The sequence below is a fragment of the Parvularculales bacterium genome (assembly GCA_036881865.1).
In the GTDB taxonomy this organism is placed as follows: Bacteria; Pseudomonadota; Alphaproteobacteria; order JAPOUT01; family JBAJNM01; genus JBAJNM01.
Genome location: JBAJNM010000015.1, coordinates 21,514 through 35,759, shown reverse-complemented (window position 1 = coordinate 35,759; position 14,246 = coordinate 21,514). Strand labels below are relative to the sequence as shown.

Genomic DNA, 14,246 nt, shown 5'->3' with positions numbered 1-14,246 from the left:
TCCATACAGCCATGGGCACAGGCGGTCGTGTCGCTTGTCTGACCACAGGTCGGAGGGCTCGGGTTTTCCTTACAGGTCAGGTCTACCGTATCGGTCGCCGTGGCGTTAAGGGCCACGGTAGCACCGCTACTGTCCGTACAGTCAAAGTCGCAACCACAGGTCAGGGTTCGAGACTGACAGGACAGCGTTGTTATGCCGGTTGTTGAAGCGTCCGCCGTGTCGCCGGACATTAAGGTCTGCGGCGGGGTGGCATCGCTCGTACAGCCAAAGCCACACGAAGCTGTGCCGGGTGCCGTACCACAGACCGGGGGATTCGGTTCGCCCCTACAGGTCAGCCCTGTTGCCACGGGCGCCAACTCACGGTCATTAATAGCGGGCTGACCGTCATCTCTCGTACAGCCATGTGTGCACTCACAGAATTGGAAGCCCGGTGGCGGTCCGGTCCTGCATTGCAGCGTTGTTTCCGTCATTAGAGCTTCTGCCGCTCTGCCATGGGGTACGTAGATACTACCCTCAACGGTCTCACAGCCAAGGGTCATGTCACAACTGTCCGTGCCGCTTGCTACCGTCCCGCATTCCGGCGGGTCCGGGTCAGTCTTACAGGTCAGCTTCGTATTGGTAGTTGCTGCCGGGGCCGTTTCATCCTTCATGAGATCGGGACCGTTATCGTTCGTACAGCCGAATGCACAATTACAGATCGGACGGTTCGGGTCATACTTACACATCAGGCTTTCCGTATCGGACGCTGTGCCTTCATTGACGACATCGCGGTTGTCACTGGTCGTACAGCCAAAGTCACAATTACAGGTCTGGCTTCTTGACTTACAGTTCAGAGGGTTAGTATCGGACGCTGTGGAGCCACGTCTCACGGTGGTGCCGTCACTGTCCTCACAGTCAAATTCACAACTGCAGGTCTGGGATTGCGACTTACACATCAGCTCTGATGTAGCTGTTTCTGAAAGGGGTTTCATGGCATCCTTAAGGACATCGTCACCATCATGTTCACCGCCACTGACCGTACAGCCAAATGCACACTTACAGATCTCGGCCGCTTCGGTCTTACAGGTCAGCCTTACAGAATCAGATGCCAGAGCATTGTTGTTGTATTCGTTGCTGTCATCGCCCGTACAGTCATGGAAACACTCACAGATCTGCATGCCCGGCGGTGCTTCGGTCCTGCAGGTCAGGGTTGTTGTGGTTGTTAAAGCAGGTGCCGCGGTGTTAAGGGGTACGTAGACGCTTCCATTGGCCGTACAGCCAAAGGTGCAATCGGCCGTACCGCTTGACTGACCACAGATCGGGGGGTTCGGGTCAAGCTGACACCTCAGAGTTTCCGAAGCTGTTGCCACACCACCATTGGCTACGAGGGTGTTTGTAGTGGTCATACAGCCATGGATGCACGAAGACGTGCTGCCGGTACCACAGGTTTGTGTCGCCGCCCCCAACGGGATCAGAGTTATTGAAGCGGATACGGCACTACCGAAGGCTACGAAGTAGCCATCACTGTCCATACAGCCCTGTGGACTACTACAGGTTTGGGGGCTCGCTTCAGCCACACAGGTCAGCCTTGCTGAAGCGGGTGCCGTTCTACCGTGGGCGACATTGCCGCCGGCGCTACTTCTACAGCCCCCAGTGCACAAACAGGTCTGGGTCGGTTCGGGCTTACAGGTCAGCGTTGTTGTTGTTGTGGTTGAAAGATTTGTCAGCGGAGCGTTGTTAACAAGTTCGCCACCTGTACTGACCGTACAGCCATGTGTGCACTGGCAGGTCTGTGCCGGTTCCCGCTTACAGGTCAGGTTTACTGAACCGGGTGCCGTTCTATCACGGGCGACATCGGGGCCGCCGTCACTTCTTATACAGCCATGGATGCACGAAGACGTGCTGCCGGTACCACAGGTTTGGGTTGCCGGGGGCGGTGTTACGCCTCCGGAGTTGCCACCCGACGGTGCTCCGCCCCCGCCGCCGCCGCAGGAGGCAAGAACGCTACAAAGAGCAAGTGCAGCAAACAGAGATATGGTCGAAACCCGCATAAACTTCCTCAGTCTGGTTCACAAGGCACCGTGTTCCACCTCTAAATGCGGCATGATACCCTAACTCATTTGACAGCATCCGGCCTTCGGCATCAATCTACAGAATGAGACAAGGTGTAGCATGAAAAAACATAAACCGTCCGCAAAAGGAATGAAACTGACACCGGAGGATATGCGCTTAAATATTCCTGAAAATGCCGGTAAACGTTTTCATACAGGGTTTGAGCGCGGGCAACTTCAGGTGGAACTGTATAGTCCAAAGAAAGAAGATCGCCAAAAACCTCATGACCGGGATGAATGTTATGTAATAACACGTGGTACGGGCAAATTTATCATGGGGGACGAAGAAACGGATTTTAAAACGGGAGACTTTTTGTTTGTCCCTGCGGGCATGCCCCATAAGTTTGTAGATTTTGGTGATGAAATGGAAACCTGGGTAATATTCTACGGGCCGGAAGGTGGAGAGGATGTAACGGAAACAGATGGTAACAGGTGATATTTCTATAAGAAAGTTATCCGCAGGTGATAAGGAATGCTGGGCACCTCTGTGGGCAGCTTATCTGGACTTTTATGAAACCACCGGAAGTGAAGAGATATTTTCTACAACGTTTTCCCGCCTTGTTAATGATGATTTTGATGCTTGTGAGGGATATATGGCATTTGCCGACGGGAATGCTGCCGGCATTGTTCATTGTCTCTATCATGTGCATCTCTGGCAGGAGGAAAAGACGTGTTACCTTCAGGACCTTTATGTTGATAAACGCTATAGAAGGATAGGGATCGCCGGAAAACTTATTCAACAGATTTATGCGCGTTCTGATGAGAAGGGCGCAAAAGGTGTTTACTGGATGACACAGGATTTCAATTCTAATGCCCGAAAACTATATGATGAGATAGGGGTTAAAACGCCGTTCATAAAATATACGCGTTCATGAAGGAAATTTCATAACGGCGGTGCCGGCCGCTCACCGAACCGACGCGATTAGATATTCCCGGCCTCAATCTCTTCTATCTCTTTTTTGAGTTCATCAATCCTGTTTTCCGTGCTTGACAAATTTTCTTTCGCGTATGAAAGCTGCTTTTCAAGCGACCTTATTAAACGTATGTCGTCTTTTTTAGGAACCTTGTCGATATTACCGGCTTTGATTGTTTTAATTTTGTTTTCCGTGTACTCAATCCGCCGCTTCGTCTCCGGTATGCTTCTTTCATAGAGTTCTATTGAGCGCTTTCTGGCTCCTATGCGGTAAGTGGGATCAATATAAATGTCGGCTGCTTTTTTCATAACGGCTTACTATCTCTTTACTTCTTCATATAATCTCAGGCATCATATGTCCAGACTGTCTGCTGAAAGGGAGAAATTGATATGCGAACGTTGTTCTATCTGGCTTTGCTTATAGCCGTTGCTCTGATTGCAGCCTTTGGCTGGACCTATCTGTCCGTTGAAGAAAAACAGAAAACACTGGTGGCCGAACTGCCATTAACGGCATCACCCTGGGACTCCCTGACCGGACCGGAATATGCGTCGGCGGCGGAAGTCATCAAAGCCACGTATGGCGAAGACGTGCTTTTCACCCGGATCAGTTTGAAACAACCCGAGAAACAGGAAGCCCTTAACTGGCGCGAAGGGGAACCGGCCGGACGAGCCGCCGAGGTGACGTTTCTGGCAGACGGTACGGCGCGGCTGGCTGAGGTTGACCTGATGTCGGGGCGCCTGTTGAACAACACACAAATCACCCGCGGTCAGCCCATGTTGTCCAGCACCGGTGAATTGCAGCCGTTGATTACGAGCATGATGGAAGATACGGTCATTATTGCGGCGCTTGAAAAACGCGGCGTTGAAGCGGGTGAGGGCCTTTGTGTGCCGCGCACGATTGGCCGTTTCTTTTCTGATAAAGTTGATGTCAGAAATGACCGCATTGTCCGTCTCGACTGCTTCAATATTGCCGGTACGGACGGCACGGGTTTGCCGAGCAGTAACATTTACGCCCGTCCGGTTGAGGGGCTGGCATTCCTCTATAATCTCGGCAAAGGCGAATTTGTCGAGGTGACGGACACAATGGCCGGCAAAACACCGCCGCCGCATGATCTGGACCCTGATGAATTTACAAGCGGCGCCCGCCCCGCATTACGGCCTGTGGTCAATACGCGCCCTCAGGGCGTTAATTATCGCCTGCGTGGCAGCCGTATTGATTGGCAGGGCTGGCAGTTCCGTCTGCGCTTTGATGCACGTCAGGGCACGGTGCTCAATCGCGTTGGTCATCAGACCGGGGCGGGCTTGCGCTCGGTTGCGTATGAAATTGCCATGTCGGAAATGTTCGTGCCATACCATGATAATGACCCGAACTGGTATTACCGTGCTTATTTCGATATGGGGGAATATGGATTCGGTAATCTGGCAACTGAATTGCAGCAGGCCGATTGCCCGTCGCACGCTGATTTTTTCAATGTGACTTTGCATCTGCCGAATGGTGCACCATTTGAAGCGGCCAACCGTATTTGCATTTTTGAGCACGATCCCGGTTATCCGGTCTGGCGGCACGACGAGACGGTTCTGGCCGGCATTCCGGGAATAGAGACACATCAATCGCGCACGGCTACCGAACTGGTGGTGCGCATGGTCGCGACCATCGGCAATTATGATTATTTTCAGGACTATGTTTTTGCCCAGAACGGGCAGTTGCGCATCCGGCTAATCTCAACCGGTATCGATGCGGCCAAAGGGGTTCTGTCCGCCTCATTGGAGGATGGGACGGCGGCGCAGGAAACGCAAACCGGCACGCTGATTGCACCGCACCGCCTCGGTGTTAATCATGATCATTTTTTCAGTTACCGCATCGATTTCGATATTGACGGTGTTGATAATGACTTCACCCGTTTGCGCCTACAGCCGGTGCCGCAGCCGAATAGTGCGCTGCGCAGTGGTATCTGGCAGATCATCCCGCAAAAAATAAGAGACGAGCAAACGGCACAAACAATTATGCTGGCCTCCCGGCCTGCGCTTTTGTTGTTTTCAAGCAGCAATAAGAAAAATGCGATGGGTTACCCGACCGGATATCAGCTGATGATGCCGACTATCAAACCTCTGGTCACGCCGGCGGATGAGGTGTTTAAGCGGGCCCATTGGGTGCGGAAAAACCTCTGGGTTACGCGTTTCAAACGCAATGAAATTTTTGCCTCCGGCATTGCGGTTAACCAGTCCGCACCCTGGCTGGGTATACCGGAATATGTTGCCGATAACGAAACCCTCGGCGGCAACGATATTGTTGCCTGGGCAACTTTGGGCTTTCATCACGCGCCCATGGCGGAAGACTGGCCGGTTATGCCGTCAAAAGTAGATGAGATTATTTTGAAACCGCGTAATTTCTTTGACCGCAATCCGGCGATTGATTTAAGCAATTAGAAAGCGAAGTCCGGCGCGGTTCTATAACGGTGGTCCGTGCGGGGTGGTGCTGAATACATTCATTGCTGTCCGGTAGCGGTGTCGGAACTTTAATTTATAATTTGATTTATAGTCGTTGTCTCATCTCTTCACCCACTTTAATAAAACCGTACTTCTCATAAAAAGTTTGATTGTGTCTGGTGGATTCGAGAATATAAAGCCCGAACTCTTTGCACCCTCTTATCTTTGCCAGTCTGATGGTTTCTTCAACTAACAACCCGCCAATGTTCTTTCCTCTGGCATCCTGATCAACAACCAGTTCCTCTAATTGGCAGTATTCTCCGTCATACCTCAAGGCAAAGTTGAAAGAAACAGAGGCCATCCCAAGGACATTTCCATTTTCTTCGGCGACGACCAGACTGCCTCTCTCATTGGAAATTAACCGTTCAAAAGTTTCCGGTTTGAACGTTGTATGGGAATCGGAGGTGGCATCGGCAAGAACATTAAGCAGCTCTGAACACCGCTGTTGATCTTCCGTTTTAGCAAGTCTTACAATGACACTCATGATTTATTCCCATATCTCTCACGCTACATTACTGTTCTCGGGGAGCATAAACCGGATATGCCATAAAAACGTACTCAAAACCCGGCTATGAAATGAACAAGACCGGAGAGTTTGGTGTCAGCGACACCTGAATGGCAAAGTTTTACACCACTAAACCGAACCGGAACAAGCGAGAGCGCACCATAGTATCTCCGTCCGGGGCCATCGTCCCAGGCTCCGGTAAGAAAAACGGCAAAAAAGACAATAAGGATAATAAGGACAAAAAGAAGAGCATTTAGGGCAGAGTAACCCGTAAAGCAATAGACTACCCGTTATGTCATCAGGATGGTTTCAAAAACAGTTTGCAAAAGCGGGGTTTTTTTTATATCCATAAAACAATCGCTTATGGACCTGCGGGTAAAATCTGGTTGTTTTATGGGCAGAATCGGTTGAAAAAGGGCAAAATTAAATGTTCCCTGCACCATGAAACCGATAATGAGACGGCTCGACGTATTTACGGCGTCGTGTCTGGCGCACCTTTGGAGTTGCCCGGCGGCAGAACTTGATAAGGAAATGATGAAGTGAAAAAGATAATTTTCAAAACTACGGCATTGTTGCCGGCAGTCTGGGTATTTATTGTTGCCCAGGGGGCCAATTTTGCGGTAGCGCTGGTCTTGTTGTGTTTGGTGTTACTGGCGACCTATATGGCCTATCTTGGTACGCGGTTGATGGCGAAAACTTCCATATCGGAGGGGGCTATAGACCGTATGTACCGGCATCATGAGTCTTACTCCATACCCTATCTGATCTCCTGTGTTCTGGCGTTTCTTGCACCTGATGCGTTTGTCTTTGTGCTTTTGCTAATAATATTCTGGCTGCTGGTGCCGGAACGCACATCTTATATGAATCCTTTGCTGCATCTGTTTGGTTACCATTTTTTCATTATTAGCAGCCGGGAGGTTGAAAGTGTTCTTATTACCCAATATCCCCTGCGCTTTTACAAAGGACTGGAATTTATGGATTTAAGAAAGTTTGATGATGATGTCTTTATTGATATGGATAACTGGCGTAGTACCGCAATGACGGAAAGTACAACTCCGGATAAAGAAAGCGGCGGTGAATAACGTCACGGCTGGAGCCGACGGGTAGACAGAATCGTTTTTACAGTCTGTCAATGCCGGATTGAGGCCGGGCGTAAGCCTTACGTCTGCGGTGTGGAGCTGCGGTCCCCATAGGAAGAACTCCATTTGGACGGCGGCGGGTTATAGGACTGAAACGCCTCAATGAGTGCAGCCGGTTCATCGCTAATAATAAACATGTCGAGATATTGCTTACTCAAAAACCCCTGCTCGGCCATTTGTGAAAACATTTTGATAAGCGGATCAAAGTAACTTTCAACGTTTAACAGGCCGCACGGTTTTTTATGCAGACCAAGTTGCGCCCACGTCCATTGTTCGAGTATTTCTTCAAATGTACCGGGGCCGCCCGGCAAGGCGACAAAGCCGTCTGATAATTCTGATATTGTCCGCTTTCTGTCATGCATCGTTTGCACGCGAATAGTTTTATCAAGCCCATCACTCAATATCTCGTTTTCTATGAGATTGCCGGACATAACGCCTGTGTGGTGAACTCCAAAATGACGGCACGCATCTGCAATTTTACCCATCAGGCCGACTTTGCCTCCGCCGGAGATAACAGAGATATTCCGGTCGGCCAACACGCCAGTTAATGCCGTCGCCGCATCACCGTAGACGGGCTTAGAGCCTGATGCAGAACCACAGAAAATGGCGATTGATCTTATTGGTGTGTCTATCAACTAAAATCCATATCGTCTTTTTTATACAGTAATGGTTGTGTAAGCGACGACAGTGAAATCTTTGGCTTACCATCATCAGTAAAATTTTCATCAGATAGGTACTTTGTGAAGCATGGACTTAATACTTCCCACTCTTTGTCTATAGCGGCGAACCAGGCAGTATCTCTATTCCTGCTCTTTGTTATCATCATTTGTCTAAAAACCCCCTCGTAGGAAAATCCTAAACGCTGTGCGGCACTTCTGCTTTTAAGGTTGAGGGCATTACATTTCCATTCGTATCTTCTGTAACCATTTTCAAATACCCACTTCATCATGAGATACATAGCTTCTGTGCCCTCTTTTGTGCGTTGGAGCAAAGGGGAATAGTTTATACCTCCAACTTCAATTGAACCATGATCCGGGTTTATGCGTAAATAAGCCGCTACCCCAACTGCTTTTTCGTCAGTTTTTCTGAAAATGGAGAAAAATGTCGGGTCGTCCTTTGACTCTTGTTCTTTTAACCACGTTGAAAAACTCTGAAGCGTGTCGAATGGACCATAAGACAGATAGTGCCAATTCGCCCCCTCTTCATCAATGGAATATGATTCGAACAGATCATTAGCGTGTAAGTCTGCTTTTAACGGTTCCAACCTTACACTTACACCATCTAAAACAATGCCTTTAGGGTGTGGCGGAACGACAAAATTATCAACTATATCTCCAACCTTCATAAGTTCATTCCGCTGAAAGCGGAAACAATCTCGCACTGGCTTGTGATTTGGCCAATAATTTACCCTCAATACCGTGCAGTTCCGCCTCCATGAAAGCGATTGATTTTCCGAGATTGACCAGTTTTCCAACCCCGAACACTTTCCCCATTGCTGCGGGACGGATAAAGTCTACCGATAAGGATATCGTCGTTGGTGCGAATTTTGCATCGGTTGCGATAATCACCACTCCCCCCATTGTTTCGTCCAGCATGGCACTCAAAAAACCCCCTTGGATAAAACCACGCGGATTGGCAAAACTTTCAGGAGGCGAAAATGAAATTTCGATCCGCCCTTCATCTTTGTCATAATCCAGAAGAGTCCAGTCGATGAGTTCACCGCAGGGGGGACGGGGCCCTAATTTGTCAAAAACTGATTTGATTGTCATGGCGGAAGCCTATGCTGTGGATTCATCCGGGTCAATCGGGATGATCGTCTCCGGCGTTGGCGGTTTGTATCCGGATGCCGAATGTGGTTGTCCGGTATATTCGTGGACGCGCCATAGCTCAATTAGGATTTGCTCTTCTTTTGCACCTTAAGCGGTCGTAATTTTTTACGAAAGCCTCTGTTGTGCCATGACCTGCTCCGGCGGGCCGGCCCGCCACAGCGCGCCGAAAGCCATCAGGCTGCATAGGCCGACAAAAATGAAGGCGTTTTGATAGCCGCCGCCAAAATCATAAAACAGCCCGATCAGGATAGGGCCGAGCGCCACGCCGCCATTCATCACCAGTTGCTGCACACTCAAAATGCGCGGGAAGTCGCGCATGCCGAAAGCCGCCCCGACCAGCAAAGGTTGCGCCATGAGAATATTGCCGACCATCAGGCCAAACAGCACAGTCATAGACAGAACAAATACGCCGCCTTCAGCAATTGCCATGCCAAACATGGCGAGGCCCTGCAGCAAATATAGCGCCAACACAAAGCGGAACAGGTTCATCCGGTCCAGCAGCACGCCGCACACCAGCCGTCCGGCGAGCGAGCAAAAGGCCAGCGAGGCGACGGTGATGGCGGCGATATCGCTATCGGCCCGCTCCAGTCCCCATTTAAAAATATGCGCAATCGTGCCGACCTGCGTCATCATCGCCAATATGGACGCAATGGCGAATAGCCGGAAAAACCGGCTGCGCACCGCGTCGGCCAACACCATCCCCCGGGTTGACGGGTGGTCGCTATCCGGCTCGATGACATCGCCATCCGGCGTCAGCCCCATCGCCTGCGGGTCGGGTCGCATCAGCAGGATGGCCAGCGGCGCATTGAGCAGCATCAGCCCCAGCGTCCACGGATTGCGCATCGCCAGCAGCCCCTCGGCGGCCAGCAATTCGGCCAGCACCGGGGTCAGAAAAATACCACCCAGTGACAGCCCGCTATGGGTCAGTGCAATGGCCAAAGCGCGGCGGCGGACAAACCAGCGCGCCGTCAGGGTTGTTGCCGGCACCAGCGACGTCATCGCAAAACCGATTCCGAGGGCGATATAGACGGCATAAATTTGCGGTAGCGTCCCGGCCATGGGCAACAGCCAGAACACCAGTGCCATGAGCAGCGTGCCGCTGACCACCGTCCAACGCGGGTCATAGCGGGCAATCAGTTCACCTACGGCGATACCGGCAAAGCCACCGGCGACAAGAAATATCGTATTGGCCAAAGATATTTGCGCGACCGAAAAACCGGTCGCCGCAACAATGGTCTCCAGCAGCACCGACATGGCGTAAAAAATCATGCCGGCCCCGACAAACAGGCTATAACCAACGCCAATCAGCACAAACCAGCCAAAAAACGGCTTTTTTCCCATTCTGCTTATCCCGCTCCCGTGTAACCGGCCTGCCGGGCCGTTCTTGCTGTATCTTGACCTATTGGCCGCTCATGCCCATTATTTGTCTCACGATTGGCCTTTTAAGGGTCTGACAATCTGGAACGAGCATAAGCCGTGTTGAAAAAAAGAAAAGACACTGCCTCTGACCATCCGATGGATGATTTTCCGGTGCGCCCGCTCGATTTCGACATTGACGGATTGAGCGCCGAAGACTGTGTATGGAGCGACAGCGCGCCGCAATTTTCTGTCTTCATCAATGCGCTGGGCCTGCATGTGCCGTATTTTGAGCGCTATCTCGTTCGCACCATGAACACGGTGAAACACAAGGTCGCCGACGACACGCTGCGCCGCGATATGGTGGCGTTGAGCGGTCAGGAAGGCCATCACGCAAGAAATTTCATCGCCTTCAACAAACTCATGGCCAGACGCTATCCGAAAGCCGGCAAGCTGGACGCCGCCGCGAAAGCGCATTTCGACCATGCTGCCAGACATGATAGCGAAAAGCGCATGGTCGGTTTCACCGCCGGTTATGAAACCTTCACCTTTCTGGCCGGGCTGATTATCCTGCGCAATTATGACAAATGGATGGCCGACAGCCATCCGGTGATGAAAGCGCTTTGGGTTTGGCATCAGGTTGAGGAAGTCGAGCACGGCGCGGTGGCGCATGATGTGTATCGCGCGCTTTACGGCGGGCACGAATGGTACCGCAAATATATGGTTGTCGCCGCCGGCTGGCACATTGCCGGCGAGACGGTGAAAGCCTATGCCCATATGGCGCGCATCGAGGGCTGGCTGAAAAACCCGTTCGGCGTTGCAAAATATATGGGCTTTTGCTTCAGGACATTGGCCGATATGGCGTGGCAGACCATACCCGTATTCCGTAAGAACTATAATCCGCGCAATCATCCGCTGGCCAATCGTCAGCAAAGCCCGGTGGCGATTGCCTGGCGCAAACATGATGCGGCGGGCGGCGATGTACTGGCCATAGACCGCACCGCCATGAGCCGGATCATGCAACTCCGATAGTACACATTGACAGCAAACACCGGGAAGGAAAAATGGACGCTTATCAAAAACGACTTTTGGGCCACGCCATGTATGTGCTGGTCATCGGCTTGCTGGCCGGCTTTATGCTGGCCTTTAGCCTGATTGGCGGGTTGGAAATCCTGCCGACGATCTTTGTCGATATCGCCGTGTTCGGCACTACGGAGGGCTGGGTGCGCGCCCATGCCGGTGGCATTATGAATGCGGTGATGATGATTGCTTTCGCTTTCGCCCTGCCGCAATGCGGACTGGCGGGGGGCCGTGCCGCGCTTTATTCAAAAGGCATCATTTTTGCCGGTTGGGCCAATACGGTGTTTTACTGGTTCGGCAATGCCTCGGGCAGCCGTGCTTTGTCGTTCACCGATAATGTGCTGGGCGGGTCGAATATTTTCGGTGTGATTGGCTATAGTGTGGCCGTCATCGCCGCCTTTATCACGCTGTTTATAGCGGCGCATATGGGCCGCAGCTTTTTCGCCAAAGCCGGTTAATCGACAAAAGCGCCGCCTGCACTGAATCCTGAGGCATGTACGATGTGAATTTAATTGGGAACCATATAGGCAATGTTCCCTGAAATAAGGAACAAAAGGAACAACATGACGAAGACATGCCTGGTAACAGGTGTCGGACCCGGCACCGGACTTTCTATCGTTAAAAAATTTGGGGATTATACGCTTAAGTTGACGGCCACTATATGTTGTGGATTACTATATATAGTGTTTCAGCATATCACAGAAGGTTTCTCAATAGGCCATGTCCTGCTCTAACATCTCTATACGCTTAAGTTGACAAACATCAAAGAATCGGCTAGGCTTTTCTTCAGTTGAAAGGAGAGCCGTCATGATTTACCAAGAATATGTCAACAGTCCGGGACGGGCGCATCGTAAAGGAATAGGCATGGTTTCAGCCGTCAAAAAATTCGGAGACCCGGTGAAAGCCGCGGACTGGCTGGCAGACCTTCGCTGGCCCGAAGAACGGCACTGCCCCTATTGCGGGGGTCCGGAGACCAGTACCGCAACCCACAAATCCATGCCTTACTGGTGCAAGGACTGCCGGAAGTATTTTTCTCTTAAAACCGGAACACTGATGGCCTCGTCCAGAGTTCCCGTAGAGAAGTGGACATTGCTGGCCTATAATTTCATGACCAACCTCAAGTCCATTTCGGCGATGAAGATACACCGGGATCTGGAAGTCCGGGAGGCAACCGCATGGCACATGCTCCACCGCATGATGGAAGGCTTTGTCTACGACGATGTACCGGAAGAGTTTGCAACCGGAACCGAGTTTCAGGTTGACGAATGCTACATCGGAGGTTTAGAGGCAAACAAGCATAGAATTGACAGGATTCCGAACAGTCACGGGGGCGCGACAAAGATGATTATAATCGGCATCACGGAGAAGGAGTCCAGAAAAGTCTGGATGGACGTGATACCTGACACCCGCAGCCGCACCATTGCCCGGATCATAGACAGGATTATCCCTGAAGACAGCATAATCTATACGGACGAGGCCCGTCACTACTCGAAGGTCAGGCGCAAGCGTATTGCCGTCAACCATTCGCGTAAAGAATATGTGAAACCATACGATGCATTTGACGGGATGTCACGTCAGGCTTCGACCAACATCACGGAGTCTGCCTGGTCGCATCTGACAAGATCAATTACGGGAGTGCATCACAAGATGTCCCCGAAGCACCTGCAGCGCTACGTCAAGGCGTTTGCGGGACGCTGGAACATCCGCGACCTTGATACGGAAGAACAGATGGCTATCATCTTTCAACGTATGCTGGGGCATAGCCTTGATTACGAGACCCTGACATCTGACAACGGTTTGCCTTCGGGCTCAGGTAAAGAAGGCGCGTACTACCCTGAGCGCCGTAGCCGCTATACCGGCAAGTTCCGTTATAAGAAGCAAAGAAAAAAGGCTTAGTAAGCCTATTGGCAGATTAACGAAACGCGGTAGCTTAGGTAGGGAAAAATAGAAGCAATACTTTAGTGGGTAAAAATCATTGGTAATTATAAACTTTAGTAGCCAAATGAACTGCAGGGTTACAGGATTCTTTAGTTATGAAAATACAGTTCCCATTGCAAACACCATAGGTCCGGCTACATTGATACAATCCAGAAATTCGCATAAGGAGGAATTGACAATGGGTAAATCTAAAGGCGGTAAAGGAGGAGGAAAAGACGGGAGAGATAACCGTGCCAACCAGAAGAATCCGAACAATCCGGAATATCGCGGGAAGAAATGATGCAGCCCATTGTGAAGTTTCAGGGGAGTGACGAAAACCGCATTCCGCTGGACACCCCTACCATTGATGTGATTGAGGAAGATGGTTGCCACTGGGCCGTTGGCTATCCTCTAAACAAGCGGCCGGTCAGCGTTCAGAAAGGCGATGTAGTTTTCATCTCCCGGCTGACCCATGATCCGAAAGACATTTACATTTACGGATGCGCCATTGCCAGAGCACACCGGCCCGGTCAGGACGAGGCTACGCCCGCCGACATCAAACTCCGGCCATGGAAGAAGAAATGGCCCCTATACCTCCGCCTCGATAAAGCCGAGTTTGTTGATGGGAAGATGGAGAACGGAGTTTCTCTGTACGAAATGATGGACAAGCTGGATTCGGACTCGTTTGTAACAACACAGGAGCATGCGGCATCCGGCATAGGGAACACAGATCCGCATTTGTCAGTACGGCAACAGGCGGCCGCCAGACTTTCGCGAGATGGGTTTAAGTGGATCAATAGACGGCTTCAGGCAGCGTTCAACAAACATGGCAAAATTGCCCAGAGAATACTTAAACAGATTGTCTGACCAGCCTGAGATTGCGGTACAGAATGTAAATGAGGACCACGAAGAGAGAAAAATTTCTTATCG

At 51.0% G+C, this 14,246-nt stretch carries 15 protein-coding genes; 8 read left to right on the top strand and 7 right to left on the bottom strand.

Going from position 1 to position 14,246, the window contains the following annotated elements; genetic code table 11:
* Positions 1 to 2,030: hypothetical protein (locus V6Z81_05155; GenBank protein ID MEG9861874.1), on the bottom strand; the 2,030-nt coding region annotated here is incomplete at its 3' end.
* A gap of 121 nt (positions 2,031 to 2,151) precedes the next feature.
* On the opposite strand from V6Z81_05155, the gene V6Z81_05150 reads away from it, so the two are divergent.
* Both V6Z81_05150 and V6Z81_05145 read left to right on the top strand, forming a co-directional pair.
* Positions 2,152 to 2,526, top strand: a complete 375-nt coding sequence (locus V6Z81_05150; protein ID MEG9861873.1) for a cupin domain-containing protein — start codon at positions 2,152 to 2,154, stop codon at positions 2,524 to 2,526.
* Entirely contained in the window at positions 2,513 to 2,965 is a 453-nt protein-coding gene (locus tag V6Z81_05145; protein MEG9861872.1) for a GNAT family N-acetyltransferase, read from the top strand. Before V6Z81_05150 ends, V6Z81_05145 begins: the two co-directional genes overlap by 14 nt.
* 47 nt (positions 2,966 to 3,012) lie before the next feature.
* Here V6Z81_05145 and V6Z81_05140 read toward each other — a convergent pair whose 3' ends face one another.
* Positions 3,013 to 3,312 (bottom strand): hypothetical protein, encoded by a 300-nt coding sequence (locus V6Z81_05140; GenBank protein ID MEG9861871.1) that lies wholly within the window; start codon positions 3,310 to 3,312, stop codon positions 3,013 to 3,015.
* Between the two features lie 81 nt (positions 3,313 to 3,393).
* Here V6Z81_05140 and V6Z81_05135 point away from each other — a divergent pair, with 81 nt between their 5' ends.
* Entirely contained in the window at positions 3,394 to 5,430 is a 2,037-nt protein-coding gene (locus V6Z81_05135; GenBank protein ID MEG9861870.1) for a hypothetical protein, read from the top strand.
* A gap of 106 nt (positions 5,431 to 5,536) precedes the next feature.
* On the opposite strand, the gene V6Z81_05130 is transcribed toward V6Z81_05135, so the two are convergent.
* Positions 5,537 to 5,974, bottom strand: coding sequence for a GNAT family N-acetyltransferase (locus tag V6Z81_05130; protein MEG9861869.1), 438 nt, complete (start codon positions 5,972 to 5,974; stop codon positions 5,537 to 5,539).
* 560 nt (positions 5,975 to 6,534) lie between these two features.
* Between V6Z81_05130 and V6Z81_05125 the strand changes: the two genes are divergently transcribed.
* The gene (locus V6Z81_05125) at positions 6,535 to 7,077 is read left to right on the top strand and encodes a hypothetical protein (protein MEG9861868.1); all 543 of its coding nucleotides are present in this window, start codon (positions 6,535 to 6,537) and stop codon (positions 7,075 to 7,077) included.
* Between the two features lie 77 nt (positions 7,078 to 7,154).
* On the opposite strand, the gene V6Z81_05120 is transcribed toward V6Z81_05125, so the two are convergent.
* The 4 genes from V6Z81_05120 to V6Z81_05105 form a co-directional block, all read right to left on the bottom strand.
* Complete coding sequence (locus V6Z81_05120; protein ID MEG9861867.1) at positions 7,155 to 7,769, bottom strand: TIGR00730 family Rossman fold protein; 615 nt, start codon at positions 7,767 to 7,769, stop codon at positions 7,155 to 7,157.
* Positions 7,766 to 8,479, bottom strand: coding sequence for a GNAT family protein (locus tag V6Z81_05115; GenBank protein ID MEG9861866.1), 714 nt, complete (start codon positions 8,477 to 8,479; stop codon positions 7,766 to 7,768). Before V6Z81_05115 ends, V6Z81_05120 begins: the two co-directional genes overlap by 4 nt.
* Before the next feature lie 4 nt (positions 8,480 to 8,483).
* A complete protein-coding gene (locus tag V6Z81_05110; protein ID MEG9861865.1) occupies positions 8,484 to 8,903 on the bottom strand; it encodes a PaaI family thioesterase in 420 nt (139 codons plus the stop codon).
* Between the two features lie 165 nt (positions 8,904 to 9,068).
* Positions 9,069 to 10,304, bottom strand: a complete 1,236-nt coding sequence (locus tag V6Z81_05105; protein MEG9861864.1) for an MFS transporter — start codon at positions 10,302 to 10,304, stop codon at positions 9,069 to 9,071.
* A 138-nt stretch (positions 10,305 to 10,442) separates the two neighbouring features.
* On the opposite strand from V6Z81_05105, the gene V6Z81_05100 reads away from it, so the two are divergent.
* From V6Z81_05100 to V6Z81_05085, 4 genes are all read left to right on the top strand, one after another.
* Positions 10,443 to 11,351, top strand: coding sequence for a metal-dependent hydrolase (locus tag V6Z81_05100; GenBank protein MEG9861863.1), 909 nt, complete (start codon positions 10,443 to 10,445; stop codon positions 11,349 to 11,351).
* 32 nt (positions 11,352 to 11,383) lie between these two features.
* A complete protein-coding gene (locus V6Z81_05095) occupies positions 11,384 to 11,857 on the top strand; it encodes a hypothetical protein (protein MEG9861862.1) in 474 nt (157 codons plus the stop codon).
* 349 nt (positions 11,858 to 12,206) lie between these two features.
* Positions 12,207 to 13,295: an IS1595 family transposase gene (locus V6Z81_05090; GenBank protein ID MEG9861861.1), complete on the top strand. Its 1,089-nt coding sequence runs from the start codon at positions 12,207 to 12,209 to the stop codon at positions 13,293 to 13,295.
* 318 nt (positions 13,296 to 13,613) lie between these two features.
* A complete protein-coding gene (locus tag V6Z81_05085) occupies positions 13,614 to 14,183 on the top strand; it encodes a hypothetical protein (GenBank protein ID MEG9861860.1) in 570 nt (189 codons plus the stop codon).
* Positions 14,184 to 14,246 lie beyond the last annotated feature (63 nt).

Bases quoted from the DNA above. Each gene is read 5' to 3' on its own strand.
- V6Z81_05145 (MEG9861872.1), top strand. From the start codon at position 2,513: ATGGTAACAGGTGATATTTCTATAAGAAAGTTATCCGCAGGTGATAAG.
- V6Z81_05130 (MEG9861869.1), bottom strand. From the start codon at position 5,974: ATGAGTGTCATTGTAAGACTTGCTAAAACGGAAGATCAACAGCGGTGT.
- V6Z81_05115 (MEG9861866.1), bottom strand. From the start codon at position 8,479: ATGAAGGTTGGAGATATAGTTGATAATTTTGTCGTTCCGCCACACCCT.
- V6Z81_05110 (MEG9861865.1), bottom strand. From the start codon at position 8,903: ATGACAATCAAATCAGTTTTTGACAAATTAGGGCCCCGTCCCCCCTGC.
- V6Z81_05135 (MEG9861870.1), top strand. From the start codon at position 3,394: ATGCGAACGTTGTTCTATCTGGCTTTGCTTATAGCCGTTGCTCTGATT.
- V6Z81_05150 (MEG9861873.1), top strand. From the start codon at position 2,152: ATGAAAAAACATAAACCGTCCGCAAAAGGAATGAAACTGACACCGGAG.
- V6Z81_05140 (MEG9861871.1), bottom strand. From the start codon at position 3,312: ATGAAAAAAGCAGCCGACATTTATATTGATCCCACTTACCGCATAGGA.
- V6Z81_05085 (MEG9861860.1), top strand. From the start codon at position 13,614: ATGATGCAGCCCATTGTGAAGTTTCAGGGGAGTGACGAAAACCGCATT.
- V6Z81_05095 (MEG9861862.1), top strand. From the start codon at position 11,384: ATGGACGCTTATCAAAAACGACTTTTGGGCCACGCCATGTATGTGCTG.
- V6Z81_05105 (MEG9861864.1), bottom strand. From the start codon at position 10,304: ATGGGAAAAAAGCCGTTTTTTGGCTGGTTTGTGCTGATTGGCGTTGGT.
- V6Z81_05090 (MEG9861861.1), top strand. From the start codon at position 12,207: ATGATTTACCAAGAATATGTCAACAGTCCGGGACGGGCGCATCGTAAA.